Source organism: Mesorhizobium sp. CA14, assembly GCF_020165195.1.
GTDB lineage: Bacteria > Pseudomonadota > Alphaproteobacteria > Rhizobiales > Rhizobiaceae > Mesorhizobium.
In genome coordinates, this window is the sequence record NZ_JAIUHR010000018.1 from 93,372 (window position 1) to 120,077 (window position 26,706).

The 26,706-nt window shown below is 64.0% G+C and carries 22 protein-coding genes and 1 pseudogene; 12 read left to right on the forward strand and 11 right to left on the reverse strand.

Translation table 11 applies throughout. The features are described from left to right. The first annotated feature begins 27 nt into the window (after nucleotides 1-27). The 4 genes from LB565_RS19070 (at nucleotide 28) to LB565_RS19085 (ending at nucleotide 3,407) form a co-directional block, all read left to right on the forward strand. Nucleotides 28-1,401, forward strand: coding sequence for a PleD family two-component system response regulator (locus LB565_RS19070; RefSeq protein WP_224586659.1), 1,374 nt, complete (start codon nucleotides 28-30; stop codon nucleotides 1,399-1,401). A 991-nt stretch (nucleotides 1,402-2,392) separates the two neighbouring features. Beyond that, complete coding sequence (locus LB565_RS19075; RefSeq protein ID WP_224586661.1) at nucleotides 2,393-2,647, forward strand: hypothetical protein; 255 nt, start codon at nucleotides 2,393-2,395, stop codon at nucleotides 2,645-2,647. A gap of 113 nt (nucleotides 2,648-2,760) precedes the next feature. Beyond that, nucleotides 2,761-3,033 (forward strand): hypothetical protein, encoded by a 273-nt coding sequence (locus tag LB565_RS19080; RefSeq protein WP_224586663.1) that lies wholly within the window; start codon nucleotides 2,761-2,763, stop codon nucleotides 3,031-3,033. Nucleotides 3,034-3,038: 5 nt separating this feature from the next. Then, complete coding sequence (locus LB565_RS19085) at nucleotides 3,039-3,407, forward strand: hypothetical protein (protein ID WP_224586665.1); 369 nt, start codon at nucleotides 3,039-3,041, stop codon at nucleotides 3,405-3,407. Between the two features lie 100 nt (nucleotides 3,408-3,507). Here the strand turns inward: LB565_RS19085 and rpmG are convergent, their stop codons facing one another. The 8 genes from rpmG to LB565_RS19125 form a co-directional block, all read right to left on the reverse strand. After that, nucleotides 3,508-3,675, reverse strand: a complete 168-nt coding sequence (gene rpmG / locus LB565_RS19090) for a 50S ribosomal protein L33 (RefSeq protein WP_006201775.1) — start codon at nucleotides 3,673-3,675, stop codon at nucleotides 3,508-3,510. Between the two features lie 174 nt (nucleotides 3,676-3,849). Next, entirely contained in the window at nucleotides 3,850-4,308 is a 459-nt protein-coding gene (locus tag LB565_RS19095) for a hypothetical protein (protein ID WP_224586667.1), read from the reverse strand. Between the two features lie 92 nt (nucleotides 4,309-4,400). Beyond that, nucleotides 4,401-5,576 (reverse strand): MFS transporter, encoded by a 1,176-nt coding sequence (locus tag LB565_RS19100; protein WP_095765107.1) that lies wholly within the window; start codon nucleotides 5,574-5,576, stop codon nucleotides 4,401-4,403. Between the two features lie 20 nt (nucleotides 5,577-5,596). Then, nucleotides 5,597-6,337 (reverse strand): NUDIX hydrolase, encoded by a 741-nt coding sequence (locus tag LB565_RS19105; protein ID WP_224586669.1) that lies wholly within the window; start codon nucleotides 6,335-6,337, stop codon nucleotides 5,597-5,599. 88 nt (nucleotides 6,338-6,425) lie between these two features. After that, a complete protein-coding gene (locus LB565_RS19110; protein ID WP_224586671.1) occupies nucleotides 6,426-6,872 on the reverse strand; it encodes a DUF983 domain-containing protein in 447 nt (148 codons plus the stop codon). After that, a complete protein-coding gene (gene rnr / locus LB565_RS19115) occupies nucleotides 6,872-9,181 on the reverse strand; it encodes a ribonuclease R (RefSeq protein ID WP_411970670.1) in 2,310 nt (769 codons plus the stop codon). The genes LB565_RS19110 and rnr overlap by 1 nt, the downstream gene beginning before the upstream one ends. A gap of 6 nt (nucleotides 9,182-9,187) precedes the next feature. Continuing rightward, nucleotides 9,188-11,755 carry a type I DNA topoisomerase gene (topA, locus tag LB565_RS19120; protein ID WP_224586673.1) on the reverse strand — a complete coding sequence of 856 codons (2,568 nt, stop codon included), beginning with the start codon at nucleotides 11,753-11,755 and terminating at the stop codon, nucleotides 9,188-9,190. 279 nt (nucleotides 11,756-12,034) lie between these two features. Beyond that, the gene (locus tag LB565_RS19125; protein ID WP_224586675.1) at nucleotides 12,035-12,412 is read right to left on the reverse strand and encodes a hypothetical protein; all 378 of its coding nucleotides are present in this window, start codon (nucleotides 12,410-12,412) and stop codon (nucleotides 12,035-12,037) included. 165 nt (nucleotides 12,413-12,577) lie between these two features. On the opposite strand from LB565_RS19125, the gene LB565_RS19130 reads away from it, so the two are divergent. The 3 genes from LB565_RS19130 (at nucleotide 12,578) to glmU (ending at nucleotide 15,356) form a co-directional block, all read left to right on the forward strand. Continuing rightward, entirely contained in the window at nucleotides 12,578-13,324 is a 747-nt protein-coding gene (locus tag LB565_RS19130; protein WP_224586677.1) for a cytochrome c biogenesis CcdA family protein, read from the forward strand. Nucleotides 13,325-13,402: 78 nt separating this feature from the next. After that, nucleotides 13,403-13,840 (forward strand): nuclear transport factor 2 family protein, encoded by a 438-nt coding sequence (locus LB565_RS19135; RefSeq protein WP_224586679.1) that lies wholly within the window; start codon nucleotides 13,403-13,405, stop codon nucleotides 13,838-13,840. A 145-nt stretch (nucleotides 13,841-13,985) separates the two neighbouring features. Then, nucleotides 13,986-15,356: a bifunctional UDP-N-acetylglucosamine diphosphorylase/glucosamine-1-phosphate N-acetyltransferase GlmU gene (glmU, locus tag LB565_RS19140; RefSeq protein ID WP_224586681.1), complete on the forward strand. Its 1,371-nt coding sequence runs from the start codon at nucleotides 13,986-13,988 to the stop codon at nucleotides 15,354-15,356. A 4-nt stretch (nucleotides 15,357-15,360) separates the two neighbouring features. Here glmU and LB565_RS19145 read toward each other — a convergent pair whose 3' ends face one another. After that, nucleotides 15,361-15,597 (reverse strand): hypothetical protein, encoded by a 237-nt coding sequence (locus LB565_RS19145; RefSeq protein WP_224586683.1) that lies wholly within the window; start codon nucleotides 15,595-15,597, stop codon nucleotides 15,361-15,363. 117 nt (nucleotides 15,598-15,714) lie between these two features. Here LB565_RS19145 and glmS point away from each other — a divergent pair, with 117 nt between their 5' ends. Together glmS and LB565_RS19155 are read left to right on the forward strand one after the other, a co-directional pair. Then, entirely contained in the window at nucleotides 15,715-17,538 is a 1,824-nt protein-coding gene (gene glmS / locus LB565_RS19150; protein ID WP_224586685.1) for a glutamine--fructose-6-phosphate transaminase (isomerizing), read from the forward strand. Nucleotides 17,539-17,646: 108 nt separating this feature from the next. Next, nucleotides 17,647-18,402 (forward strand): DUF502 domain-containing protein, encoded by a 756-nt coding sequence (locus LB565_RS19155; RefSeq protein WP_224586687.1) that lies wholly within the window; start codon nucleotides 17,647-17,649, stop codon nucleotides 18,400-18,402. Here LB565_RS19155 and recG read toward each other — a convergent pair. Then, a complete protein-coding gene (recG, locus tag LB565_RS19160; RefSeq protein WP_224586697.1) occupies nucleotides 18,354-20,462 on the reverse strand; it encodes an ATP-dependent DNA helicase RecG in 2,109 nt (702 codons plus the stop codon). The two genes, LB565_RS19155 and recG, sit on opposite strands and share 49 nt — an antisense overlap. 92 nt (nucleotides 20,463-20,554) lie before the next feature. On the opposite strand from recG, the gene LB565_RS19165 reads away from it, so the two are divergent. The 3 genes from LB565_RS19165 to LB565_RS19175 all read left to right on the forward strand — a co-directional run bounded on the left by LB565_RS19165 (nucleotide 20,555) and on the right by LB565_RS19175 (nucleotide 25,940). Then, nucleotides 20,555-20,842, forward strand: coding sequence for a succinate dehydrogenase assembly factor 2 (locus tag LB565_RS19165; RefSeq protein ID WP_224586688.1), 288 nt, complete (start codon nucleotides 20,555-20,557; stop codon nucleotides 20,840-20,842). 13 nt (nucleotides 20,843-20,855) lie between these two features. Next, nucleotides 20,856-24,353, forward strand: a complete 3,498-nt coding sequence (gene mfd / locus LB565_RS19170; RefSeq protein ID WP_224586689.1) for a transcription-repair coupling factor — start codon at nucleotides 20,856-20,858, stop codon at nucleotides 24,351-24,353. A gap of 213 nt (nucleotides 24,354-24,566) precedes the next feature. Then, on the forward strand, nucleotides 24,567-25,940 hold the full coding sequence (locus LB565_RS19175; RefSeq protein WP_224586690.1) for a class II 3-deoxy-7-phosphoheptulonate synthase: 1,374 nt from the start codon (nucleotides 24,567-24,569) through the stop codon (nucleotides 25,938-25,940). Nucleotides 25,941-26,027: 87 nt separating this feature from the next. Here the strand turns inward: LB565_RS19175 and LB565_RS19180 are convergent. Further along, a pseudogene (locus tag LB565_RS19180) lies at nucleotides 26,028-26,706 on the reverse strand (glycosyltransferase family 39 protein); the annotation flags it as partial.

The following is a 26,706-nucleotide window of genomic DNA, read 5'->3' on the forward strand; positions in this document are numbered from 1 at the left end:
CGAGACCAGCAGAACCGGAGTTTTGAGATGACTGCGCGGATCCTCGTCGTCGACGATATCCCCGCCAATGTGCGGCTGCTGGAGGTTCGGCTGCTTGCCGAGTATTTCGAGGTGCTGACGGCCAATAACGGCCCGGATGCGATCGAAACCTGCGAGAACGGCAAGGTCGATGTCGTGCTGCTCGATGTGATGATGCCGGATATGGACGGGTTCGAGGTCTGCAAGCGCCTGAAGAGCGATCCAGCGACCTCGCATATTCCCGTCGTCATGATCACCGCGCTCGACCAGGTTTCGGACAGAGTGCGCGGCCTCGAGGCGGGCGCCGACGATTTCCTGACCAAGCCGGTCAACGACCTGCAGCTGATGACGCGCGTCAAGAGCCTCGTCAGGCTGAAATCGCTGACCGACGAGCTCAGGCTGCGCGCCTCGACCACGCGCAACATCGGCATCGAAGAGCTTCTGAGCCGCGATTTCACGACCGAAGACGCCAAGCCGAAGGTGCTCCTCATCGACGAGCGCAAAACTTCCGTCGAACGCATCCAGAAGATGTTGCGCAACAGCGCCGAGCTCGACGTCGCCACCGATCCGAATGCAGGGTTCTTCCAGGCGGCAGAGACGCCTTACGAGTGCGTGCTGATCTCGACCGCCTTCTCGGACTTCGATGCGCTGAGGCTCTGCTCGCAGCTGCGCTCGCTCGACCGCACCCGCTTCCTGCCGATCATGCTGCTCGCTGACGAAGGCGAGGAGGGCCGCATTCTGCGCGGCCTGGAGCTCGGCATCAACGACTACCTGATCCGGCCGATCGACCAGCATGAGCTGACGGCGCGCCTGCGCACGCAGGTGCGGCGCAAACGCTATAACGACCAATTGCGCGCCAGTGTCGCCCAGACCATCGAGATGGCTGTAATCGATGGGCTGACCGGGCTGCATAACCGGCGCTACCTCGACAGCCATCTGCAGACGCTGTTCGATCGCGCCGTGGCGCGGCGGCGGCCGCTGTCGGTGATGATCACCGATCTCGATCGCTTCAAGTCGATCAACGACACTTATGGCCATGACGGCGGCGACGATGTGCTGCGCGAATTCGCCAGGCGGCTGCGCAAGAATGTGCGCGGCATCGATCTCGCCTGCCGGTTCGGCGGCGAGGAGTTCGTCGTGGTGATGCCGGATACCGATGGCGCGGTCGCCGAGAAGGTGGCCGAGCGCATCCGCGCCGAGATCGCGCAGGCGCCTTTTGCGGTCGGCAACGACGGCAAGACGATCGAGGTCACGGTCAGCGTCGGCGTGTCCTCGCTGCTGAAAGGAACCGACAGCGTCGCGGCGCTGATGAAGCGCGCCGATCTTGCGCTCTATGAAGCCAAAAGCGGCGGTCGCAACCGGGTCGTCGCCAAGGCCGCCTAGGCTGTGTTGATATTCAGGTGATGCCGGCCTGCGAACGATAGTTTCCTGCGCTTCCGGTGCTCACGTACTTTTAAATGCGCTCCGCTCCGGCCTTCGCCGGCCGAAGCCCTCACAAGTGTCTCCGCTCTATGAAGGCTATGGCCGGCGTAGGCCGGTTCTCAGAAACCAAAAACGCGTCGCGATCTTTCAGACCCGGCACGCGCCTGTCTTTGTCCCGAAACCAGTTTCCACGTTCGGGAGACATGCTCGGCAAAAAAGGCCGTCGATTCCCGGCTGTCCCAACAGGGTTACGAGTTTACCTTAACCCAAGCGATTCGCGAGCGGTGGTTAAGAAATGGTTGATTTTTATAAGGTCTTGCGCAAATCTGCGACGCATAGACAGACGACGAGGCCGGCGCGAGGGTAGACTAACCGGCTCGATCCAAAAATACCCCATGATGCTCAGGTCCGCCGCATCTCCTGGGTCCGTGGGGTCGGCCGGCCGGCGCTGGCACATAGTGGCCTCCTCGTACCGCTGCCAACCGCCGACCGGCCCCCGATTTTCCAAAGACGACATCAGGTTTCCAGCCAAAGCCCGGTATTCCGGGCCTTCGCAGACTTGAAACGCGCCGTCGTTGACGGGGCTATGAAGAATTGCCCGATCGGATAGATCGAAGACCGCGCGGGGTCACGCCCGGTCGCCGCTGAGTGGTGTTTTTGGCTGATAGACGCCAGGCAGCCTCACGCCCTCTCACAATTTGGGCGCGACAGCGACCGAGCCGTTCGACCCGTAGTATGCCCGATCCGCTCCCCGAACCAGGCATCCCGCTGATATCGGACCACTCACAATGCGGTATTGAGCCAATCGCCATCGAGACGCGGGCACACGCAAATCTAGGTTTCTTCAAGCCGGCTAATCGTTTGATCCACGTCAATGAGCGCCGGGTCCTGCCTCTCTATAATGGCAAGCTAAATTAGCAAATAAGGAGAGGGTAAGGGAAGGAGCCAGTCGATGGAAATCACCACTCGCGATCTCATGACGGTGCTGCACGGAATGGGTTTCGGTGCCCTTTTCATGCTCGCATTTTCCGGCGCGATTGCCGGTCTCTACAGAATGTCAGCGCCAGGGGCGCCGCCAATGAGCACAAGGGAACAGTCTCTGCTCAACTTTTGGCTTGTTGCGATGGTGGTTCTCTCCTGGCTCACGGTGTTCTCCGGCGCCTACAGCGTCTATCCATGGTATCGCGCCATTCCGCCTGCCGGGTAACCGATCTTTCGAACTATCCGCGCAGCCTCCTCCTGTCGAGCCCAAGAACATCTGAGTGGCATTCCCTCGGCATGGAATGGAAAGAGCATGTCGCTTGGCTGGCGCCAATCGCAATGACCATGGTCGCCTACGTCACCATGAAATATGGACGGGCGATCGTTCAGCATCGGAACATGCGTATCTCGGTCTTGGCTTTCGCGGTCGCGGCGTTCGTCGCGACGGGCGCAGCCGGCGCACTGGGTGCGTTCCTCAACAAGTACGCTCCCGTCCGCGGCGGCCAATCGATCGTGTTGATACAAGGAGAGCAGCCGGAGGGTGCCCAAGCGCCAGCCCAGACACCTGGAGTGCAGCCGCCGGCCGCGCAGCCAGAAGGAGAACAGCCATGACTATCTTGCAGAAGCCGGTCGTCGGCCGAAGTCAACCCGTTGAAACGATCCCCGAAACCATACCCAATGGTCCCGGCGCGGCGGCCATTCTGGCTGCCGGCATCGGCTGCGCTGCCATCGGCATCCTGGCGCTCGCCGGCGACGCATCGAAGGCCATCAACGGCTTGCTGACCTTCTATAAGCCGACAGGAGCTCTCTCCGGCGTGACGACCGTGGCCATCATCGTCTGGCTGGCGGCATGGTTCATCCTCGCCGGTCGTTGGGGAAACAAGACGGTGGCGATGAGCAGGGTCAATATCGCCGCTTTTGCGCTGCTCCTCGTCGGCGTGCTCCTCACTTTTCCGCCGTTCATGGATTTCGTGCAAGGGAAGTAGGGGCCAAGCCAGCAGCATATGCTTGGGTTGCCGCGACCCACAAAAGCCAAACAAAAACGCCGCCCGGTGGGCGGCGTTTTGGCATTTCAGGATGACCAGATTACTTGATCTTGGTTTCCTTGAACTCGACGTGCTTCTTGGCGACCGGATCGTATTTGCGGAACGAGAGCTTGTCCGTCTTGGTACGGCTGTTCTTGCTCGTGACGTAGAAGAACCCGGTGTCGGCGGTCGACAGAAGCTTGATCTTGATATTTGCGGCTTTGGCCATGATGTTCGTCCGTTAATGTTCGTGGAGTTTTGGCCGCTGGAGCACGGGGAAAACACCCGGACGCGGGAAACTTGGCGCGACACATAAAGAACGCGCCCAGAAAGTCAAGCCCGAGCCCTTCCTTACCTCATTTAAGCATGCTTACCTCATTTAAGCATGGCTGATTTCACCGCTTCAGGCGTGCTCTCCGATCACCTGCCCCGCCTTTTTCCAGTCGCCCGTGGTGTTCCACCAGCGGTTGGGATTGGCGCGGTCGTCAAGACCCTTGGAACGGCTGGCGAGCAGCGGCTGGATGCGGATGACGGGCTCCTGATAGGAATGGGCCTGGAATATCGCCTCGGCGACACGGGCGGCGAGCGCCTGGTCGTCGGCGATCTCGAACGACACTTCGACGGTGCCGGGCCGTCGGCGAAGTTCGGTCTCCGCGCCGGCCGCGGCGCCTTCGAGCGGCCGGTAGCGCTCGATGCCTTGCGCCGATTGATAGGCGTTGGCGTCATACTTGCCCATGCGCAGCGGCGTGATCGCCACTACGGCCTCCATGATACGCTCGACATCGGCGGCCGGCGCCTGGAATGTGACGAGCAGAAGCAGTTCCATCCTGAGGGATCTGGTTTCAAAGCCGCTGTCGACCATCGCAATTCTCCTACCTCGCGTCAGAGGCAGGTTATAGCGGGGTGCTGCTGACATGGTGATGTCAGGATGCCCGATACTTCAGCGGCATTTGCCTACAGAATCTTGCGCACCAGCCTGACCAGGATCAGAGCCATGTAGGCGGCGAAGAAAAAGGCCAGCGACCAGCCGAAGCCGGATGGGCCGAAGGCATCCATGCCGATGCCGATCGCCTGCGGACCCAGCACCATGCCGACACCATAGCAAAGCACGAAGGCGGCATTGGCCGATGCCAGTTCATGGCCGGAGAGCTGGGAACCGAGATGGGCAAGGCCGATCGTGTACATGGCGGCGACGACACCGCCCCAGACGAACAGAAGGGCCGCCATCAGATGCCAGTTCTGCGCGAAGAAGGGCATGAAGACCGTGCCGATGAGCCCGACCGTCGCGCAGGCCAGAAGCAGGTAGCGGCGGTCCGAGACACGGTCGCTGATCATGCCGATCGGGATCTGCAGGAGCACGTTGCCAAGCCCGATCATGGTCAGCAGAAGCGCTGCGTCCGCCTCGGAATAGCCGATCCGGCTGCCATAGACGGGGAACAGCGAGAAACCGCCGGTCTCGACCGCGCCGAAGACAAGCACGGCGAAGGTCGCCGTCGGCACCAGCCAGATGTAGCGCAGGAAGTGGCTGGTCTCGCTGTCGGCGACGATGCTCGGGCTCTCGTTGCGGGCCGCAAGCACCGGAATGGCGGCAAGTGTCACCAGCGCTATGGTGACGCCGAATGGCAGGAAACCCGAACTGCCGAGATGGGCGAACAGCCAGGGTCCGGCGGCAAAGCCGAGTGACAAAACGGTGGCGTAGATGCCAAGCACAAGGCCGCGCCGGTTCGGCGGGGCGGAGGTGCTGATCCAGAATTCCGACAGGATGAACAGCACCGTCAGGGAGATGTGCAGGGCGACGCGGAGCGGAAACCACATCCAGAAATCCGGCGCAAAATGGAAGCCGACGAAGGCGAGCGCCCCGATGGCGATCATCAAAAGCATCGTCCAGGCGACGCCGAGCCGCATGGCAAGCGGCGTGGCCAAAGGCGCGCCGGCGATCGAGGCGAGGCCGGCGACGGCGGTGTTGAGGCCGATCATCGAAGCCGAATGGCCGCGGCTTTCCAGAATGACGCTGAGCAGCGGCATGCCGAGGCCGATGGCGATGCCGACGACGCTGATCGAGGAGATCGCCGCGACCATCGGCAGCCAGTGTACGCGTTCGTCGCCCTGTTGTTGGGTATCGACCGTCATGGGATCAAAATGCTCTGCTTCTAAAGGACTTCGCGGACAAAGTGGTTGCGGACGAGCCGGAAGAACGGCACGGCGCCCCCCGGCCGCAGCAAGGGATCGTCGGCAAGCCGACTTTCCAGTTCTTCCAGGATCATGCCGGTAATGTCGGGGATATCGGCCTTGCGGGCATCGGCAAGCGGCAGCCAGACGAGTTCCTCCAACTCGTTGGTCGGACCGCCGCCGGGCAGTTCCACGGCAACGTCGTGGCGCCAGGCGCTGAAGAAACGCGTGTCGAAACGGCGCACGCGATTGGGCGGAGTGATGGCGCGGGCGATGAAGCGGAGCACGTCCAGCGAGGGGACCACGCCATGTTCGGCGAAACCCTGCCAGTCGCGCTTCGCGGTCGAGAAGGCGCCCTTACGGCCGATCAGCAGGCCGGCTTCCTCATAGGTCTCGCGAATCGCCGACAGGGCGATTGCCCGCGCCCGCGCCGCGCTGGCTTGGCCGGGGCCGGCGACCAGCTTTTTCTCTTCTTCGCCGCGCAGAGGCGCGCCGACAGGAATGCGGCTGTCCGCGGGATCGGTGCGGCCGCCGGGAAAGACGAATTTTCCGGGCATGAACGCGTGCCCGGCATGGCGCCGGCCCATCAGCACCAGGACGTCCTGGTCCCGGCGATCGAGCAGAATGAGGGTCGCGGCATCACGCGGACGCAGCGCCCGGCCGCTGCGCACGGCCAAGCCTTTATCGAGCTTGTCGACATCCGCCTTGGTCATTCCTTCCATGCGCCCGACCTAGCGGAAACTTCCTCGATGTGAAAGTGGCTTGCGCGTCGCGGCTTTTGAACCAGGGCGAACAGCGGTGCGACCTGGCTTATGAAAGGCTCTCGAATTCGTCCTTCTCGTCGCCGAAGCCGTGCATATAGAGTGCCCATTGCAGGCCGATGACGGCGCCCTTGACCGGCTGCAGCAGCGCGACGGCCAGAATAATGGTCAGCGGCACCCAGATCAGCGCATGCTGCCAGGTCGACAGCGTGGTGGTCGCCTCCACCGCCATGAAGGAGCCGACCACGATGTGGCCGACAATGACGATGACCAGATAGGCAGGCAGGTCGTCCGCGCGGTGGTGGTGCAGTTCCTCGCCGCAGACCTCGCATTTGTCTGCGGGCTTCACAAACGCGCGGAACAGCTTTCCCTTGCCGCAATGGGGGCAGCGACCGAGCAAGCCGCGCTTCATCGCCGTCCACAGCGGACGCGCGACGCGGCCCGAATGGTGCTCACCGCCGAAAACCTGTTCTTCCACTTGGAAGTTACCTGGCATTACCGTCTCCTGCCGCGCGGACCGACGCGCGATTGCGACGCGCGGGCGCGGCCCTTGGCCTTGTGGAACGACCGCCTCGAGCCGGGCAGGGGCTTCGGGTCGGTCAGCATCTCGAAACGCATCGCGCCGGCCATCGGCGCGACCTCGACCAGCCGAACCTCGACACGATCGGCAAGCTGATAGCCTTTGCCGGTGCGTTCCCCGAAAAGCGATCGGGCGGTTTCGTCGTAGATATAGTAGTCGCCGCCCAGAGTTGACACCGGAATAAAGCCGTCGGCGCCATACTGCGGCAATTGGACAAAGAGTCCCGCCTTGGTGACGCCGGAAATACGCGCGTCGAAGGTGTCGTTGATGCGCTCGGCGAGATAGGCGGCGATCAGCCGGTCTACCGTATCGCGCTCGGCTGCCATGGCGCGGCGTTCCGTGGCCGAGATCAGCGCGGCGACCTCTTCCAGCCGGTCCGCCTCCTGCTGCGTCAGGCCGCCGGGACCGAGACCAAGCGCCGCGATCAGCCCGCGGTGTACGATCAGATCGGCATAGCGGCGGATCGGCGAGGTGAAATGCGCGTAACGCCTGAGGTTGAGGCCGAAATGGCCGATGTTCTTCGGCGAATACTCCGCCTGGCTCTGCGAGCGCAGCACCACTTCGTTGACCAGCGCCTCGTTGTCGGCGCCGCGCACCCGCTCAAGAATGCCGTTGAACTGGCTGGGCCGCATCTGCGCGCCGCGCGCGAGCGACAGGCTGAGTGTTTGCAGGAATTCGCGCAGCGATTCCTGTTTGGCGAGAGACGGCGCGTCATGAATGCGGTAGACGAGGGGCTCTTTCTTGCCCTCCAAGGTCTCGGCCGCCGCGACATTGGCCTGGATCATGAACTCCTCGATGAGCTTATGCGCATCGAGGCGCTCCGGCACGATGACGCGGTCGACCGTGCCGTCGGGCTTCAGCAGGATCTTGCGCTCCGGCAGGTCGAGTTCCAGCGGCTGGCGGGAGTCGCGGCCGCGCTTCAGCACGGCATAGGCGTCCCAGAGCGGCTTCAGGACGCCATCGAGGATCGGCCGCGTCTTGTCGTCGGGAATGCCGTCGATCGCGGCCTGCGCCTGCGGATAGGCGAGCTTGGCGGCCGATTTCATCATGACGCGGTGGAAGGAGTGCCTGAGCTTGCGGCCTTCCGAGGAGAGGGTCATGCGCACGGCGATGGCCGGACGATCCTCGCCCTCGCGCAGCGAGCAGAGGTCGTTGGAGATGCGTTCGGGCAGCATGGGCACGACGCGGTCCGGGAAATAGACCGAATTGCCGCGCTTCAAGGCTGCGCGGTCGAGCGGCGTGCCGTAGCGGACATAGGCTGCGACATCGGCGATCGCTACCGTGATCACAACGCCACCGGGATTCTTCTCGTCCGTGTCGGACGTGGCGAAGACCGCGTCGTCATGGTCTTTCGCATCGGCCGGATCGATGGTCACCAGCGGCAGGTCGCGCCAATCCTCGCGGTGATCGAGCGTCGCCGGTTTCACCGCTTCGGCCTCGGCAATCACGTCCGCCGGGAAGACATGGGGAATGTCCTGGGCGTGGATGGCGATCATCGAGACCGCCTTTTCGCTGCTCAAGGATCCCAGCACCGCCAGCACTTTTGCCCTGGGCAGTCCGTAACGGGATGCCCGCGCCGGCTCGACCTCGACGAGGTCGCCGTTCCTGGCGCCGTTCTGGAATTCCTTGTCGACGATCAGCTCCGGCTGGCGCCGTTCGACCGGTTCGATGCGGAAAGTACCGTCTTTCAGCACGCGGAAGACGCCGAGCACCGCGTCGCTGCGCTTCTCGAAGATCTTCATCACCCGCCCGGTATAGGCAGGGCCCGACGGATCGTCGGTCGGGAAGGTTTTTGCGAGCACACGGTCGCCGATGCCGGGCACGGGGCCGCTGGCGCTGCGCGAAATGCGGATGGCAATGACGGGCGGAGAACCGGCGCCGGTATATTCGCTCGGATTGGCCAGGAGCACGCCGTCGTCGTCGCGGCCGAAAATATCCAGCACGGCGACGTGTGGCACGGCGCCGGCGCGGCTGAGGCGCTTGCGCTCCTTGGTTAGCAGACCCTCGTCCTGCAGGTCGCGCAACATGTCTTTCAGCCAGACACGATCCCCGCCGCGCAGCGCGAAGGCCTTGGCGATCTCGCGCTTGCCGGAGCGGTCCGGATTTTCGGCGATGTAGCGCAGGATCTCGTCACGCGAGGGCCGGTAATCGTCCTTGACCACCTTGGCCCTGGTGTCGGCGTGGCGCGGATCGCCGTGGCGTCTTGCGGAGATCCTGCGCGCCACGTCCTGCTACCCCTTCTTCGCCGCCCTGCGGAAGGGCTTTTTGCCGCCTCCGCCCTTGGCTTCCTTTTCGGCGATAAGGGCGAGCGCCTCTTCCATCGTCACCGATTGCGGGTCCTTGCCCTTGGGCAGCGTCGCATTGACCTTGCCGTAATTGACGTAGGGACCATATTTGCCGTCGCGCACAACGATCTTGCCGCCGCCATCGGGGTGGTCGCCAAGCTCTTTCAGGGCCGCCGGCGTGGCGCCATTGCGGCCGCCCTTGCCCTTCTGCTGCTTCTCGGCGATCACCGAGACGGCGCGGTTCAGGCCGATCGAGAACACGTCCTCGATGCTCTCCAGATTGGCGTAGGTGCCGTCATGCAGCACGAATGGGCCGTAGCGTCCGAGGCCGGCCGAGATCATCTTGCCGGTTTCGGGATGTTTTCCCACATCGCGCGGCAGGGCCAGCAGCGCCAGCGCCTTCTCGTGGTCGATCGACTCGGGCGTCCAGCCCTTGGGTAGGCTCGACCGCTTGGCCTCCTTGCCTTCGCCGCGCTGAATATAGGGGCCGAAACGGCCGCTCCTCAGCGTGATTTCCTCGGCTGTGTAAGGATCCTTGCCGAGCAGCTTGACGCCGTCCTCGCCATTGCCGTTCTCGCCATTGGGATTGGCGGCGTCGCCGAGCTGGCGGGTGTAGGAGCATTCGGGATAGTTCGAGCAGCCGACAAATGCGCCGAACTTGCCGAGCTTCAGCGAGAGATTGCCGGTGCCGCATTTCGGGCAGATGCGCGGGTTGGAACCGTCCTCGCGCTCCGGGAAGACCAGGGGCGCGAGCTCTTCGTTGAGCGCATCGAGCACGTCGGCGACGCGCAGTTCCTTGATGTCGTCGACGGCGCCGGAGAAATCCTTCCAGAAGTCGCGCAGGACGTCTTTCCAGGCGAGCTTGCCGTCGGAAATCTCGTCGAGTTTCTCCTCGAGCGAGGCCGTGAAGTCGTACTCGACATAGCGCTCGAAGAAACTTTCGAGAAAGGCCGAGAGCAGCCGACCCTTGGCCTGCGGCACCAGCTTGCGGCGGTCGATGGTGACGTAGTCGCGGTCCTCGAGCGTCTTCAGGATCGCGGTGTAGGTCGAGGGACGGCCGATGCCCAGCTCTTCCAGCTTCTTGATCAGCGACGCCTCGGAGTAGCGCGGCGGCGGCTCGGTGGTGTGCTGGGTCGCGTTGATCGCCTGACGGGCAAGCTGCTCGCCGGAGCGGATCTCGGGCAGGCGGCGGCTCTCCTCGTCCTCGGCGTCCTCGTCCTTCTGATCGGTATAGGCGGCAATGAAGCCGTCGAAGCGGACGACGGAGCCGATCGCGCGCAGTTCCGCGGTGCGGGCGCCGTTGACCGCCTCGATCTCGACCGTGGTGCGTTCGATCTCGGCCGGCTGCATCTGGCTGGCGATGGCGCGCTTCCAGATCAGCTCGTAGAGCCGGGCCTGGTCGGCATCGAGATATTGCCGAACGGAAGCCGGCGTGCGCTTGAAATCGGTCGGCCGGATCGCCTCGTGCGCTTCCTGGGCGTTCTTGGCCTTGGTGGTGTAGAAACGCGGCTTTTCGGGCAGGTATTTCGCGCCGAACTCACTGACGATGGCGCTGCGGGCGGCCTCGATCGCCTCAGGCGCCATCTGCACGCCGTCGGTTCGCATATAGGTGATGAGACCGGCGGTCTCGCCGCCGACATCCATGCCTTCATAGAGTCTTTGCGCCACCTGCATGGTGCGGTTGGCCGAGAAACCGAGGCCTGACGAGGCGGCCTGCTGCAGCGTCGAGGTGGTGAAGGGCGGGCCGGGATTGCGTTTTGTCGGCTTGGCTTCGACCGACAATGCCTTGAAGGTCGCGCCTTCGAGCATAGCCTTGATGTCGTCGGCCTGCGCCTTGTTGGCGATATCGAGCTTCTGCAGCTTCTTGCCGGCGAAGGCGGTCAGCCGCGCCTCGAAACTGTCGTTGCGCGGGGTGCCGAGGATGGCTGCGATCTGCCAGTATTCCTCGCGGATGAAGCGCTCGATCTCGGATTCGCGGTCGCAGACTAGGCGCAGCGCCACCGACTGCACACGGCCTGCGGAACGGGCGCCCGGCAGCTTGCGCCACAGCACCGGCGACAGCGTGAAGCCGACGAGATAGTCGAGCGCACGGCGGGCGAGATAGGCATCGACCAGCGGCGCGTCGATCTGGCGCGGATTAGCCATGGCATCGAGCACCGAGGCCTTGGTGATGGCGTTGAAGACGACGCGGCTGACCGGCTTGTCCTTCAGCGCGCGCTTCTGCTTCAGGACTTCGAGCACGTGCCAGGAAATCGCCTCGCCCTCGCGATCCGGGTCGGTGGCGAGGATCAGCCCATCGGCATCCTTGACCGCCTTGGCGATGTCGGCGAGGCGCTTGCCGGACGCGGTGTCGACCGACCAGGACATGGCGAAGTCCTCGTCGGGCCGCACCGAGCCGTCCTTGGCCGGCAGATCGCGGACATGGCCGAACGAGGCCAGAACCTTATAGTTCTTGCCCAGATATTTGTTGATTGTCTTCGCCTTGGCCGGCGATTCGACGACGACGACGTCCATGAGGTCTCTTAATCAGCTGTGAGGTGGCGGAAGAACTCCGCGACGCACGACGAAATCCCACTCTTTTCGTCGCTCACATGGCCGTGCTTTTGCAATCGGTCAAGGGGAAGCGGCCAATTTGGGACGAGGCCGCGGACGATACACTCTTAGAGTGTATGGCAAAGATCACATTTTTTGGGGATGGATGTCTGCGCGCCTCGAACCGGGCGGACGACCGGTAAAAGACGACTGGCTGCCGGATCAAGGCAGCCGGCAGCCGGAGCATTCAACAGCGTTGCCTCAGTCGGCCTTGACCACGTGCCAGGCGCCGGCGACGCCTTCGCCGGTCATGTCGCCGGCCTTCTTGTCCTTGACGAAGGTATAGACCGGCTTGCCGTCATAGGCCCACATTTTGGTGCCGTCTTTGCGCTCGACGATCGTCCATTCGTCGTCCGCCTTGGCGCCTGCCTCGGCCTTCAGCGGCGGCCAGTTGGCGGCGCATTTGTCATAGCATTTGGACTTGCCCTTCTCATCCTTGTCGAAGGTATAGAGCGTCATGCCCTTGGCGTCGGTATAGATCTTGGTGCCGCCCGCTTCGGCTTCCTTCCAGGCTTCGGCGGCCTGGGATGCGGCGGTGCCCAGCAGTAGCGCGGCAAACCCGAGTGCGATTGCTTTCACGATAGTCTCCCTGAAACAAGCGCACGGCAGTCGCGCGCTTGTCCGGTCAACGCATTGGGATGCCTGTTTCTTCCTGCGGCGAAGCGGCGACGTGCCACACAATGGTGATTGGCAGGGGCGTGCCCGCATCGCTATATCGACGCCAGCACAATCGGGACTCATTGGATGGCATTGGACATCGGCTATGTCAGCGCGGTCGGGGCAGGGGCGATCTCGTTCCTGTCGCCTTGCGTGCTGCCGCTGGTGCCGCCCTATCTCTGCTACATGGCCGGCGTTTCCGTCGACGATTTCCGCGGCAATCAGAGTGTCACGGCAAAGGAGGGCGCGCGCGGAGCGCTGCTTTATGCCTCTTTGGCCTTCGTGCTCGGCTTTTCCACCGTGTTCGTAGCGCTCGGCGCGGGCGCCTCGACCATCGGGCGGCTGCTGCGCGTCTGGCAGGAACCGCTGGCGATGGCGGCGGGCGCGCTGATCATCATCATGGGCCTGAACTTCCTTGGCATCCTGCGCATTCCGCTTTTGTCGCGCGAGGCGCGCTTCCAGTCGCAGGGCAAGCCGGCCAGCATGATCGCGGCCTATGTCATGGGGCTGGCCTTCGCCTTCGGCTGGACGCCCTGCATCGGCCCGGTGCTGGGGCCGATCCTGACTTTGGCCGGCGGGCGCGAGACCGTGGGCGAAGGCGCGCTTCTGCTTGCCGCCTATTCACTTGGCCTCGGCATCCCGTTCCTGATCGCGGCGCTGTTTTCCGGCGCCTTCATGCGCTTCCTCGGCAAATTCCGCGTCCATCTCGGCCGTGTCGAGAAAGCGATCGGCGCTCTGCTGGTCGTCGCCGGCGTGTTTTTCCTCACCGGCGGTGTGCAGAGCGCGTCCTACTGGCTGCTGGAGAATTTTCCGGTGCTTGGAAGGCTGGGATAACTGCTGCCGCCGCCCCGGAACGACGGCTGAAAGCTGGGCGTTAGAAGCTTGTGCGCAAATAGTTGCAGCGAGGCGGAAATGATAGCCAAGGCGGACGTGCAGAAATTCTTCAAGACCTATGAGAAGGTCTACAACGATGCGATCGCCGATAACGTCGACATGGACGATGTCGGCGCACTGTATTCGACCGGCTTCGTCTCGGTGACGCCGGCCGGCATCATGGCGGGCGAGAACGGCCAGCAGCTGAAAGACACCATGAAGAAGGGTTTTGAGGCCTATCGCGCGCTGGGCAGCAAAAGGATGACCTGCAAGGATGTCTCGGTGACCCCAATCGATCAGGATCATTGCGTGGCCAAGGTGCAATGGTCCGGCGACTACGAGCGCAAGGAGAAACGCCCCGTGACCATCGACTCCGAGGTCGACTATCTCGTCGAACGGCGCGATGGCAGCTTAAAGGTGTTCGGCTGGATCTCCGGCGATGAACAGGCGGAGTTCAAGAAGCACGGGCTGTTGTAGGAGCGGCTGCCCGATTTCACCGCATACCTACTGATTAAAAGTCAGCTGCTCGACCTATCTCACCGGAATTTAACCGCATTGGTGCAGAATGGCCTGCGCTGTTAACATGCGTTGATTCAAACCTTTTTCATACGGTTGCCCATCCATGAGCCAGAGATCCTGCCTGTCCGTCATCCTCGCTGCCGGCGAAGGCACGCGCATGAAAAGCGCGATGCCCAAGGTGCTGCATGCCATTGCCGGCCTGCCGATGGTGGCTCACGTCGTGAAGGCCGCTGAGGCTGCCGGCGCGACCGGCGTGGCGCTGGTGATCGGCCACGGGGCGGAAGAGATGCGCAAGGCGGTGCAGAAATTCGCGCCAAAGGCGGAGACTTTCGTGCAGGAGAAGCGGCTCGGCACCGCGCATGCCGTGCTCGCCGCGCGTGAAGCGATATCAAAGGGTTATGACGATATTCTCGTGATGTTCGGCGACACGCCGCTGATCGATGCGCAGGCTCTGGCCGCAGCACGGCAGAAGCTGGCGGAGGGCGCCGCCGTCGCGGTCATCGGCTTCCGTCCGCCAAGCCCGGCCGGCTACGGCCGGCTGATCGAAAGGGACGGTCATCTCATCGCGATCCGCGAGGAAAAAGACTGCTCCGACGAGGAGAAGAAGATCGGCTTCTGCAACGCCGGCATGATGGCTGTTGCGGGCAAGCATGCGCTGCGGCTGCTCGACAAGGTCGGCAAAAAGAACGCCAAGGGCGAATTCTACCTCACCGACATCGTCGAGATCGCCGGCGCGGAAGGGCTCGACGTGGTGGCGACGGAAGCGAGTTTCGAAAGCGCGCTCGGCATCAACAACCGGGCCGAGCTCGCCGAAGCGGAAGCGATCTGGCAGGCGCGCCGCCGGCGCGAGGCGATGCTGTCCGGAGTTACGCTGATCGCGCCCGAAACCGTCTATTTCTCGCACGATACCGAGATCGGCACTGATACGATCGTCGAGCCGAATGTCTGGTTCGGGCCGGGCGTTAAGATCGCGTCTGGCGCCAAGATCCATGCTTTCAGCCATATCGAGGGCGCAACGATCGCATCAAGTTGCGATGTGGGGCCGTTCGCGCGGCTCAGGCCGGGCGCGGATCTTCGAAACAAGGCAAAGGTCGGCAATTTCTGCGAGGTCAAGCAGGCGACGATCGAAGAGGGCGCCAAGGTCAACCACCTGACCTATATCGGCGATGCACGCGTGGGTGCCGCGGCCAATATCGGCGCCGGCACCATCACCTGCAATTATGACGGCTACTCGAAATTCTTCACCGATATCGGCGAGGGCGTCTTTGTCGGCTCGAATTCCTCGCTGGTGGCGCCGGTCTCGATCGGCAAGGGCGGGTACATCGCTTCCGGCAGCGTGATCACCGAAAGCGTGCCCGACGATGCGCTGGCCTTCGGCCGCGCGCGCCAGAAGACGATCCCCGGCAAGGGCAAGGAATTGCGCGAGCGCTTCGCCTCGGCCGCCGCGGCGCGGAAGAAGGCTGCGGCGGAATAGCGCTTCAGGGACTGAGGATCAGGAAGAACAGCGGCAGCGCGGGCCGCGTCTCAATGCCGGCTTGCGCGATCCAGCGTGGATCGTCATTTGGAGGATGACGCACCGCCGCGGCAAATGATACTCGCCACCGCAGCAGCACCTTATAGCGGAGACGAACGGCAATGCGCGTGCACGCTCCGGCGCTGAAGCGGCCGAAAAACCGAGCAATTGCGGTAACTGGATCGCAATGGCCCTCTGCCATGGTGGTCCTCGAACAGGGTTCCGGTTGACACGGAACGAAACGCAAAGTGACTTTCGCCACGGCCCGGCAATCCATAGATAACGCTGGGTTTTTTGCTGGGAATCGGGGGCAAGCGCCATGTGCGGTATCGTTGGAATCGTGGGCCGAGAGCAGGTCGCGCCGCTCATCGTCGACGCGCTGAAGCGGCTTGAATATCGCGGCTATGACTCGGCCGGCGTTGCCACCATAGAGAGGGGCGAGCTCGGCCGCCGCCGCGCGGAAGGCAAGCTCGTCAACCTCGAACGCCGGCTGAAGGACGAACCGCTCGACGGCACTATCGGCATCGGCCACACGCGCTGGGCGACGCACGGCGTGCCCAATGAGACCAACGCGCATCCGCATTTTTCCGAAGGCGTCGCTATCGTCCACAACGGCATCATCGAGAATTTCGCCGAATTGCGCGACGAGCTCACCCGCGACGGCTACTCCTTCTCCTCGCAGACCGACACCGAGGTCGTCGCACATCTGGTGGCGCGCGAACTCGCCAAGGGACTGAGGCCGGTGCAAGCCGCGCATGCGGCGTTGAGGCGCCTCTCGGGCGCTTTCGCGCTGGCGATCATGTTCAAGGGCGACGAGGACCTGATCGTCGGCGCCCGCAACGGCCCGCCTCTGGCCGTCGGCCATGGCGAGGGCGAGATGTTTTTGGGCTCCGACGCCATCGCGCTGGCGCCTTTCACCAATGCGGTCACCTATCTGGAAGACGGCGACTGGGCGGAAGTGCGCCGCAACGGCGTCACCATCTATGATATCGACGGCAACAAAGTCGACCGCAAGCGGCAGCAGTCGCTGTCGACCAGCTTCATGGTCGATAAGGGCAATCGCCGGCATTTCATGGAAAAGGAAATCCATGAGCAGCCGGAGGTGATCTCGCACACACTGGCAAATTACGTGGATTTCGTTTCCGGCAAGTCGAAGCCGCTCGACCTGCCCTTCGACTTCGCCAGGATCGGCCGTCTGGCGCTTTCGGCCTGCGGCACCGCTTATCTGGCCGGGCTGATCTCGAAATACTGGTTCGAACGCTATGCGCGATTGCCGGTCGATATCGACGTCGCTTCCGAGTTCCGCTACCGCGAGATGCCGCTTTCGGCCAATGATGCCGCCTTCTTCATCTCGCAGTCGGGCGAGACCGCCGATACACTGGCCTCGCTGCGCTATTGCCGCAAGGCCGGCATGAAGATCGGCGCTGTCGTCAATGTGCGCGAATCGACCATGGCGCGCGAATCCGACGTCGTGCTGCCGACGCTTGCTGGGCCGGAGATCGGCGTTGCCTCGACCAAGGCTTTCACCTGCCAGCTATCGGTCTTGGCTGCGCTCGCGGTCCGCGCGGGCGTGGCGCGCGGCACGATCTCGCCCGATCGGGAAAAGCAGCTGGTGCGCCAGCTTTCCGAGGCGCCGCGCTACGCCACCCAGGTGCTGAAGCTCGACGAGCAGATCGAGCGGATCTCGCGCGAGCTCTCGCGCTACAAGGACGTGCTCTATCTCGGCCGCGACACCAACTTCCCGCTGGCCATGGAAGGGGCGCTGAAGCTCAAGGAAATCTCCTACATCCACGCCGAAGGCTATGCCGGCGGCGAGCTCAAGCATGGGCCGATCGCGCTCATCGACGAGAACATGCCGGTGATCGTGATTGCGCCGCATGACCGCATCTTCGAAAAGACCGTCTCGAACATGCAGGAAGTGGCGGCGCGCGGCGGCAAGATCATCCTGATCACCGACAAAAAGGGCGCGGCGCAGGCCGGCATCAAGACGATGGAGACGATCATCCTGCCCGAGGTGCCGGAGATCATTTCGCCGATCATCTACGCGCTGCCGATCCAGATGCTGGCCTATTTCACCGCCGTTTTCATGGGCACCGACGTCGACCAGCCGCGCAATCTGGCGAAGTCCGTGACGGTGGAGTAGGCAGGGGTATGCTGCCTCAGCAGGAGGCCGCTCTTTAAAAACTTCGCAGTTCCAAACCGGCTCGCGGTTCACTAATCTCAGCGTTGCAACCTGCGCCGCGGTGAACTCATGTCCGACGCCCTGAAGACCTCTGGCATGACCCGGCTAAGGAACTATTTCCTGACCGGCTTCATCGTCTGCGCGCCGCTGGCGATCACGGTCTATATCGCCTGGTCGCTGATCGGCTGGGTCGATTCCTGGGTAAAGCCTTATATCCCTGCCCGCTACAATCCCGACAGCTATTTGCCGTTCCCGGTTCCGGGCTTCGGCCTGATCGTGGCGCTGGTGCTGATCACGCTGATCGGCTTCCTGACGGCGAACATCGTCGGCCGCGCCATCGTCAATTTCGGCGAGCGACTGCTTGGCCGAATGCCGCTGGTGCGCGGCATCTATGGCTCGCTGAAGCAGATTTTCGAGACGGTGCTGTCGAACAAGGGCGACATGTTCCGCCAGGTCGGCTTGGTGGAATATCCGCGCAAAGGCGTCTGGTCGCTGGTCTTCGTCGCCAGCGACAAGGAAACGGAGATCAACCAGAAGCTCGACCAGGAAGGCGATCCGCTGATCGCGGTCTTCATGCCCTGCACGCCCAACCCGACCACCGGCTTTCTGATGTATGTGCATAAATCCGAGATCGTGCCGCTCGACATGTCGATCGAGGACGGCGCCAAGCTGATCGTTTCTGCCGGCATGGTGGCGCCGGAGGTCAAGGCCAAGCTGGTGACGCTGAATGGCGAGCCCGTCGAAGGCGGCCTCGCCAACCCGGCGATTGGCGCCGCTCAGCCGGCGCGCAGCAGCCGCACCGCCTCGTCGCGGCCGAACAGGTAAAGCAGCAGCCGCAGCGCCTCGCCGCGTTCGGATTGCAGTTCCGGGTCGCGCGACAGGATCAGCCGTGCGTCGTCCCGCGCGGCTTCGAGCAGATCGGCATGGAACTCGAGGCGCGCCACCTGGAAGCCTGGCGTGCCGGACTGGCGGGTGCCCAGCAACTCGCCTTCGCCGCGCAGCTTCAGGTCCTCCTCGGCGATACGGAAGCCATCCTCGGTCTCGCGCATGACCGAAAGCCGGCGCTTTGCCGTCTCGCCGAGCGGCTCCTTGTAGAGCAGGACGCAGGACGACGGCTTGTCGCCGCGCCCGACCCGGCCGCGCAACTGGTGCAACTGGGCAAGGCCGAAGCGTTCGGCATGCTCGATGACCATGATCGTGGCATCGGGCACGTCGACGCCGACCTCGATGACGGTGGTGGCGATGAGGATGCGTGTTTCGCCCTGTTTGAAGGCGCGCATCGCCTCGTCCTTTTCCGCACCCTTCATGCGGCCGTGTACGAGGCCGATCCGATCGCCGAAGAGCGGTTTCAGCGAAGCAAAACGGTCCTCCGCTGACATCAGCTTGATCTCTTCGGATTCCTCGACCAGCGGACAGATCCAGTAGATCTTCTGGCCATCGGCGACGGCATCGAGCATGCGTCCGACCAACTCATCCAGCCGCTCCATCGGCAAGGTGACGGTGCGGATCGGCCGCCGGCCGGCCGGCTTCTCGGTGAGCTTCGAGACGTCCATGTCGCCGAAGGCGGTCAGCACCAGCGTGCGCGGGATGGGGGTCGCCGTCATCACCAGCATGTCCGGCGCGTCGCCCTTGGCGGTGATCGCAAGGCGCTGGTGGACGCCGAAGCGGTGCTGCTCGTCGACGACGGCCAGCGCCAGGTCGTGAAACGTCACGCTTTCCTGGAACAGGGCATGCGTGCCGACGACGATGTCGATCGCGCCCCCGGCGAGACCTGCAAGCGTCTCCGTGCGTTCGCGGCCCTTCTCGCGCCCGGTCAGGATGGCAAGGCGCAGGCGGACCTTTTCCGCCAGCGGCGCGATCGTCGCCAGATGCTGGCGCGCCAAGATTTCGGTCGGCGCCATCAGCGCGGCCTGGCCGCCGGCCTCGACCGCGCGCGCCATGGCGAGCAGCGCCACCACGGTTTTGCCGGAGCCGACGTCGCCTTGCAGCAGGCGCAGCATGCGTTCGGGATCGGCGAGATCGGCGTTGATCTCGCCAAGCGCGAATTCCTGGCTGGGCGTGAGCTCGTAGGGCAGGGCGGCGCGCAGTTTCTCGACGATGCGGCCGTCGCCGGTAAGCGGCCGGCCAGAGAGGCGGCGAATTCTCGCCCGCACCAGCGCCAGCGAAACCTGCCCGGCCAGCAATTCGTCATAGGCGAGGCGCCGCCAGGCCGAGCCTTCGACGGCAACGTCGATCGGGTCCTTGGGATAATGGATGCGGGCGAGCGCGTCGCCGAAGGTCGGGAAGGTGCGGCGGCGCATAAAGGCGTCGTCCTGCCACTCCGGCATTTCCGGCAGGCGCGCCAGCGCCTGTCCGATGGCGCGGCGCAGCACCTTTGCCGAGAGGCCGGCGGTCAGCGGATAGACCGGCTCGACCAGCGGCAGCCCTTCGGCCTCGTCGATCGGCGCGATATGGTCGGGATGGACCATGGTCGGGCGGCCGTTGAACCATTCCATGCGACCCGAGATCACCACACGCTCGCCCTCGGGAAGCATCTTCTGCAGATAGGCGGCATGAGCATGGAAGAAGGTCAGCGCGACCTCGCCTGTGTCGTCATGGGCGTAGACCCGGTACGGAACCGACCTGTTGCCGCGGGGCGGCGGCTGATGGCGGTCGACGCGCACCTCGAGCGTGACGATCTGGCCTTCAGCCGACAGCGCGATGCCGGGCCGGTTGCGGCGGTCGATCACGGTGTTGGGCAGCACGAACAACAGGTCGGCCGCGCGCGCCGCGCGATCGCCGAGGTCGGCCGGCACGACACGCTCGATCAGCAGACCGACTTTCGGGCCGACGCCGGCAAGCGAGGTGATCGGGACGAACAGGGGATCGAGGATGGTGGGACGCATCATGTCAGCTTATGTCGCGACGTGGGCAGCGCAAAGGCTGACACCGCTCTCTATCCACGCTATATGCGCCGCTTTGGACAGGATGCGGCGACATGACCGGAACACAGCGATCAAGCGAGGGGCTGGACGCCCGCCGCCGCAAGCTCCTGTTCCGCTCCTGGCACCGCGGCATGCGCGAGATGGACCTGATCCTCGGTTCCTTCGCCGACGCCGAGATCGGCGCCTTGACCGGCGATGAAATCGACCAATATGAGAGACTTCTCGAAATTCCCGACACCGAATTTTTCCCGATGGTCACCGGCGAGCGCCCGGTTCCGCCCGATATCGATTGCGCGGTGCTGCAAAAGATCCTGGCGTCGCCCCGGACCATGACATTTTGAAAAACGCCGATCCATGAGCCTTATCCCTACAATCGGCCTGCCCAAGGGCCGCGCCGGCCAGTTCATCGTCGATGGCGTCGCCGACGGCTACGAAGCCTTCGCCCTGGTCCGGACCGCGCAGGAGATCGCGCCCGACAAGCCGGTGCTGTTCGTCGCCCGCGACGGCCAGCGGCTGCCGGCGATCATCGAGGCGCTCGCCTTTGCCGCGCCCGGCCTGCCGGTGCTGGAACTGCCGGCATGGGACTGCCTGCCTTACGATCGTGTGTCGCCCGGCGCCGATGCCGCGGCGCGGCGGCTCGATGCGCTTTCGGCCATGATCGCGCTGGCCAAGAAGCCGCATCGCGCCGTCATCCTCACCACCGCCAATGCGTTGCTGCAGCGCATTCCGCCGGCCGAATTGATCGAAGCGCAGACGTTTCATGCCAGGCCCGGCAACCAGATCGATATGAACGCGCTAATCGCGCGGCTGGAGATCTCCGGCTTCGAGCGCGTGCCGACCGTGCGCGGCCTCGGCGAATTCGCGGTGCGCGGCGGCATCCTCGATCTCTTCGCCCCCGGCTGGAGCGAGGCGCTCAGACTCGACTTCTTCGGCGACACGCTGGAATCGATCCGCGTGTTCGACGTGGCGACCCAGCGCACCACCGGGCAGCGCAAGTCGATGTCGCTGCAGGCGATGAGCGAGGTGGCGCTGACGTCGGAGACGATCAGCCGCTTCCGCCGCTCTTACATCGAAGCCTTTGGCGCGCCGTCGCGCGACGACGCGCTCTATGCGGCGGTCAGCGAAGGCCGCCGTTTTGCCGGCATGGAGCACTGGCTGCCCTTCTTCTACGAGCGGCTGGAAACGGTATTCGACTATCTGCCGGACGCGCCTGTGGTCTTCGACCATCTGGCGCATGAGGCGCTGGCCGAGCGGCATACGCTGATCCTCGATCATTACGAGGCGCGGCGGAAGCAGGCCGACAGCGCGCTCAAGGATGCCGTACCTTACAAACCGGTGGCGCCGGATCTGCTGTATCTCTCGCCCGAAAACCTCAAGGCGTCGCTCGGTCCGCGCGAGGACATCGATTTCACCGTTTTCGACGCGCCGGATGTCGGTGGCAAAAAGGTGTTCCATGGCGGCTCGCGGCAGGGCCGCAGTTTCGCGGAGGAACGCGCCGACCCGAACATCAATGTCTTCGACGTCGTCGTAAAACACATTGCCGACGAGCGCGCGGCGCGTCGCCGTGTCGTCGTCGCCGGCTGGACCGAAGGCTCGCTCGACCGGCTCGGGCAAATTCTCGCGGAGCACCATCTCGGTAATCTGAAACCTGTCGCGACGCTGGCCGAGGTCGAAAAGCTGGAGCCGGGGCAGGCAGGCCTTGCCGTGCTGCCGCTCGAATCCGGCTTTGAGACCGACGATCTGGTCGTCGTCGCCGAGCAGGACATCCTCGGCGACAGGCTCATTCGGCGTTCCAAGCGCAAGAAGAAGGCCTCCGATTTCATCGCCGAAGCGTCGTCGCTGTCGGCAGGCGACATCGTCGTCCATGCTGACCATGGCATCGGCCGCTTCGTCGGGCTCCGCACCATCGAGGCGGTGGGCGCGCCGCATGACTGCCTCGAGATCCATTATGCGGGCGACGACCGGCTCTTCCTGCCGGTGGAAAACATTGAGCTGCTTTCGCGCTATGGCTCGGATTCGGCCGAGGCGACGCTCGACAAGCTGGGCGGCGGCGCCTGGCAGGCGCGCAAGGCAAGGCTGAAGAAGCGCCTGCTCGACATGGCCGGGCAGCTGATCCGTATCGCCGCCGAGCGGCAGATGCGTGCCGCACCTGCCCTGATCCCGGCCGAGGGGCTCTATGGCGAGTTCGCGGCGCGCTTCCCCTATGAGGAGACCGACGACCAGCAGACGGCGATCGACGCGGTCATGGACGATCTCGGCGCCGGCAAACCGATGGACCGGCTGGTCTGCGGCGATGTCGGCTTCGGCAAGACGGAAGTGGCGCTGCGCGCCGCCTTCATCGCGGCCATGGAAGGGTTCCAGGTGGCGGTCGTCGTGCCGACGACCTTGCTGTCGCGCCAGCATTTCAAGACCTTCTCGCAGCGCTTCTCAGGCCTGCCGATCCGTATCGCGCAGGCCTCGCGCCTGGTCGGCTCCAAGGAACTGGCCGAAACCAAGAAAGGCATCGCGGAGGGCACGGTCGACATCGTCGTCGGCACGCATGCGCTGCTCGGCAGCTCAATCTCGTTCAAGAATCTGGGGCTGTTGATCATCGACGAGGAGCAGCATTTCGGCGTCAAGCACAAGGAGCGGCTGAAGGAGCTCAAGAATGACGTGCATGTGCTGACCCTGTCGGCGACGCCGATCCCGCGCACGCTGCAATTGGCCCTGACGGGCGTGCGCGAGCTGTCGCTGATCGCCACGCCGCCGGTCGACCGCATGGCGGTGCGCACCTTCATCTCGCCCTTCGATCCGCTGGTCATCCGCGAGACGCTGCTGCGCGAGCGCTATCGCGGCGGCCATTCCTTCTATGTCGTGCCGCGTATCAGCGATCTGGCCGAAATCCACGATTTCCTGAAGGAATCCGTGCCGGAATTGAAGGTCGCGGTCGCCCATGGCCAGATGCCGCCGGGCGAGCTCGACGACATCATGAACGCCTTCTACGACGGCCAGTACGACGTGCTCCTGTCGACGACCATCGTCGAATCCGGCCTCGATATCCCGACCGCCAACACGCTGATCGTCCATCGCGCCGACATGTTCGGCCTGGCGCAGCTCTACCAGCTGCGCGGCCGCGTCGGCCGTTCCAAGGTGCGCGCCTATGCGCTGTTCACGCTGCCGGCCAACCGCAAGCTGACCGACACGGCCGAGCGCCGGCTGAAGGTGCTGCAGTCGCTCGACACGCTCGGCGCCGGCTTCCAGCTCGCCAGCCACGACCTCGACATACGCGGCGCGGGCAATCTGCTTGGCGAAGAGCAGTCGGGGCATATCAAGGAGGTCGGTTTCGAGCTCTACCAGCAGATGCTGGAGGAGGCGGTGGCCGAGGTGAAGGACACCGGCGAAGTGCAGGACGGCGGCTGGTCGCCGCAGATCGCGGTCGGCACCGCCGTGATGATCCCGGAAAGCTACGTCCCCGACCTGCAGCTCAGGATGGCGCTCTACCGGCGTCTTGGCGACCTCGAGACCACCGAGGAGATCGACGGCTTCGGCGCCGAGCTGATCGACCGCTTCGGGCCGCTGCCGGAAGAGGTGACGCATCTGTTGAAGATCGTCTTCATCAAGGCGCTCTGCCGCAAGGCCAATGTCGAGAAGCTCGATGCCGGCCCGAAGGGCGTCGTCATCCATTTCCGCAAGCGCGAGTTCCCCGATCCGGTCGGGCTGGTCAAGTTCATTGGCGAGCAGGGCTCGCTGGCCAAGATCAGGGCCGACCACAGCGTCGTCTTCATACGAGACTGGCCGAACGCCGAAAAGCGGCTGGCGGGATCGGCGGTGGTGATGACGCAATTGGCCCGGCTGGTCGACAAAGCCGCCTAACGACGTCCACAGTGGGAAGCCGAGCAGCTCAACGCATTCGCCACCACTGAAAAACCCGGCTAGAATAGGTAATCGGCTTCGTGTAAGGAGCCGCGACCTCGGATCGAGGCTGGAATGGCGGGCAAGCATGCTCGCCGGTTTGTTTGACGCAATTCCGGACGGAAATTTTCACATTTTCCCTGGGGTTGCTCCGAAAGGGCGTTGGGTGCAGCGATGACGAAATGGTCGCCGAATTCGTGGAGAGCAAAGCCGATCAAGCAGGTCCCGGCCTACCCGGACCTTGGGGCTTTGCAAGCCACGGAAGCGCGGCTTGCGACCTATCCGCCGCTGGTCTTTGCCGGCGAGGCGCGCAAGCTGAAGAAGCAACTGGCGGCGGTAGCCGCCGGCGAAGCCTTCCTGCTCCAGGGCGGTGACTGCGCCGAGAGCTTTGCCGAACATGGCGCCGACAACATCCGCGACTTCTTCCGCGTCTTCCTGCAGATGTCGGTGGTGCTTACCTTCGCCGGCGCGCAGCCGGTGGTGAAGGTCGGCCGCGTCGCCGGCCAGTTCGCCAAGCCGCGCTCGTCCGACAACGAGACCAAGGCCGGCGTGACGCTGCCGAGCTACCGCGGCGACATCATCAACGGCATCGAATTCGACGCCTCCTCGCGCATTCCGGATCCGGCGCGCCAGGAGATGGCGTATCGCCAGTCCGCCGCGACACTCAACCTTCTGCGCGCCTTCGCGCAGGGCGGCTATGCCAGCCTTGAGAACGTGCATCGCTGGATGCTCGGCTTCGTCGCCGACAGCCCGCAGGGAGAAAAATACGAATCGCTCGCCAACCGCATCACCGAGACGATGGATTTCATGCGCGCGGTGGGCATCACGTCCGAAACCAACTTCGCGTTGCGCGAGACCGATTTCTACACCAGCCATGAGGCGCTGCTGCTTGGCTATGAAGAAGCGCTGACACGCGTCGATTCGACCTCCGGCGACTGGTACGCAACCTCCGGCCATATGATCTGGATCGGCGACCGCACCCGCCAGCCGGACCATGCGCATATCGAATATTGCCGCGGCATCAAAAATCCGCTCGGCCTGAAATGCGGTCCGTCGCTGACGCCGGATGGCCTGATCGAACTCATCGACCTGCTCAATCCCGAGAACGAGCCGGGCCGGCTGACGCTGATCGCTCGCTTCGGCTCCGACAAGGTCGCCGAGCACCTGCCGAAGCTGGTGCGGACTGTGAAGAAGGAAGGCCGCAACGTCGTGTGGTCGTCCGACCCGATGCACGGCAACACGATCGAGGCGGCGGGCTACAAGACGCGGCCGTTCGATCGCATCCTCAAGGAAGTGCAGACCTTCTTCGAGGTGCACCGCGCCGAGGGCACGCATCCGGGCGGCATCCATGTGGAGATGACCGGCAAGAACGTGACCGAATGCACGGGCGGCGCCCGCGCCATCACGGCGGAGGACCTGCAGGACCGCTACCATACCCATTGCGATCCGCGCCTCAACGCCGACCAGGCGATCGAGCTTGCCTTTCTGGTGTCGGACCTGCTCAAGAAGAGCCACCCGGTGCAGCACAAGCAGGCGGCCAACGCCTGAACAGAGGCTTGACGCCCATCATTGAAGCGCTGGCAGTGATGCCGGCGCCGTCTCAATTCAGGTGGGCGGGTTCGATTCGAACCGCTGTCACTCCGGATCGGGCGGTCCGGGCGGGTCGCCCGGGAAATTGGTTCGGCCGGGCGGAATGACGGCAAAGCTGATCTGCAAGGGCGGTGCTTTGAGCGACCAGTCGAACTGCACCGTCTTGACCGGCAGGCCGGCAATCCAGGCCTGCTGTTGCGGGGAGAGCCTCCAACGCGTAGGCCACACCAGCAGCATACCCTGATCCCGCAGCCGCTGGTCCGTGATCCAGGGGGCAAGGCGCCTGTCGAGAGCCGTGAAGATGGAGGGCTGGTCCGCTGCTTCCAGCCCGGCAAGCTGGGCCACGCCGTCCTCGCCGCCGACGATGCCCAATGGTCCTGGCACCGTCTCATGCCAGATCGCCTCGGCCGTCTGCGAGATCGATCGTGCCGGCCAGCACATCGGCTGCAGGCGACCGAGGACGTTACAACCCGTCCAGCGGGTCACCGCATAGGCGCTCGATACGCCGACCACGCATAGCAAGGCCAGCACCATCAGCCGGCGCAATTCCACAGGTCCCAGTCGCTGGCCCAGAAACGCGATTGCCAGGGCGCCGACGAGATTGTACATCGTCGCGCCCCAGGACTCGCCGGTGCCGGTAAACAGTGAGGCGACCATGATCAGGAGCGCCGGCCCCACGCCCATCCATGTCAGGTAGACAACCGCGCGGCGCTCGGGGGCGGGG

Coding starts and splice junctions, on each gene's coding strand:
- mfd (WP_224586689.1), top strand. CDS start 20,856: ATGAGCCTTATCCCTACAATCGGCCTGCCCAAGGGCCGCGCCGGCCAG.
- glmU (WP_224586681.1), top strand. CDS start 13,986: ATGAGCCAGAGATCCTGCCTGTCCGTCATCCTCGCTGCCGGCGAAGGC.
- LB565_RS19095 (WP_224586667.1), bottom strand. CDS start 4,308: ATGGTCGACAGCGGCTTTGAAACCAGATCCCTCAGGATGGAACTGCTT.
- rpmG (WP_006201775.1), bottom strand. CDS start 3,675: ATGGCCAAAGCCGCAAATATCAAGATCAAGCTTCTGTCGACCGCCGAC.
- glmS (WP_224586685.1), top strand. CDS start 15,715: ATGTGCGGTATCGTTGGAATCGTGGGCCGAGAGCAGGTCGCGCCGCTC.
- recG (WP_224586697.1), bottom strand. CDS start 20,462: ATGCGTCCCACCATCCTCGATCCCCTGTTCGTCCCGATCACCTCGCTT.
- LB565_RS19155 (WP_224586687.1), top strand. CDS start 17,647: ATGTCCGACGCCCTGAAGACCTCTGGCATGACCCGGCTAAGGAACTAT.
- LB565_RS19145 (WP_224586683.1), bottom strand. CDS start 15,597: ATGGCAGAGGGCCATTGCGATCCAGTTACCGCAATTGCTCGGTTTTTC.
- LB565_RS19110 (WP_224586671.1), bottom strand. CDS start 6,872: ATGCCAGGTAACTTCCAAGTGGAAGAACAGGTTTTCGGCGGTGAGCAC.
- LB565_RS19075 (WP_224586661.1), top strand. CDS start 2,393: ATGGAAATCACCACTCGCGATCTCATGACGGTGCTGCACGGAATGGGT.
- LB565_RS19080 (WP_224586663.1), top strand. CDS start 2,761: ATGACCATGGTCGCCTACGTCACCATGAAATATGGACGGGCGATCGTT.
- LB565_RS19100 (WP_095765107.1), bottom strand. CDS start 5,576: ATGACGGTCGATACCCAACAACAGGGCGACGAACGCGTACACTGGCTG.
- LB565_RS19165 (WP_224586688.1), top strand. CDS start 20,555: ATGACCGGAACACAGCGATCAAGCGAGGGGCTGGACGCCCGCCGCCGC.
- LB565_RS19105 (WP_224586669.1), bottom strand. CDS start 6,337: ATGGAAGGAATGACCAAGGCGGATGTCGACAAGCTCGATAAAGGCTTG.
- topA (WP_224586673.1), bottom strand. CDS start 11,755: ATGGACGTCGTCGTCGTCGAATCGCCGGCCAAGGCGAAGACAATCAAC.
- LB565_RS19135 (WP_224586679.1), top strand. CDS start 13,403: ATGATAGCCAAGGCGGACGTGCAGAAATTCTTCAAGACCTATGAGAAG.
- LB565_RS19175 (WP_224586690.1), top strand. CDS start 24,567: ATGACGAAATGGTCGCCGAATTCGTGGAGAGCAAAGCCGATCAAGCAG.
- LB565_RS19130 (WP_224586677.1), top strand. CDS start 12,578: ATGGCATTGGACATCGGCTATGTCAGCGCGGTCGGGGCAGGGGCGATC.
- LB565_RS19070 (WP_224586659.1), top strand. CDS start 28: ATGACTGCGCGGATCCTCGTCGTCGACGATATCCCCGCCAATGTGCGG.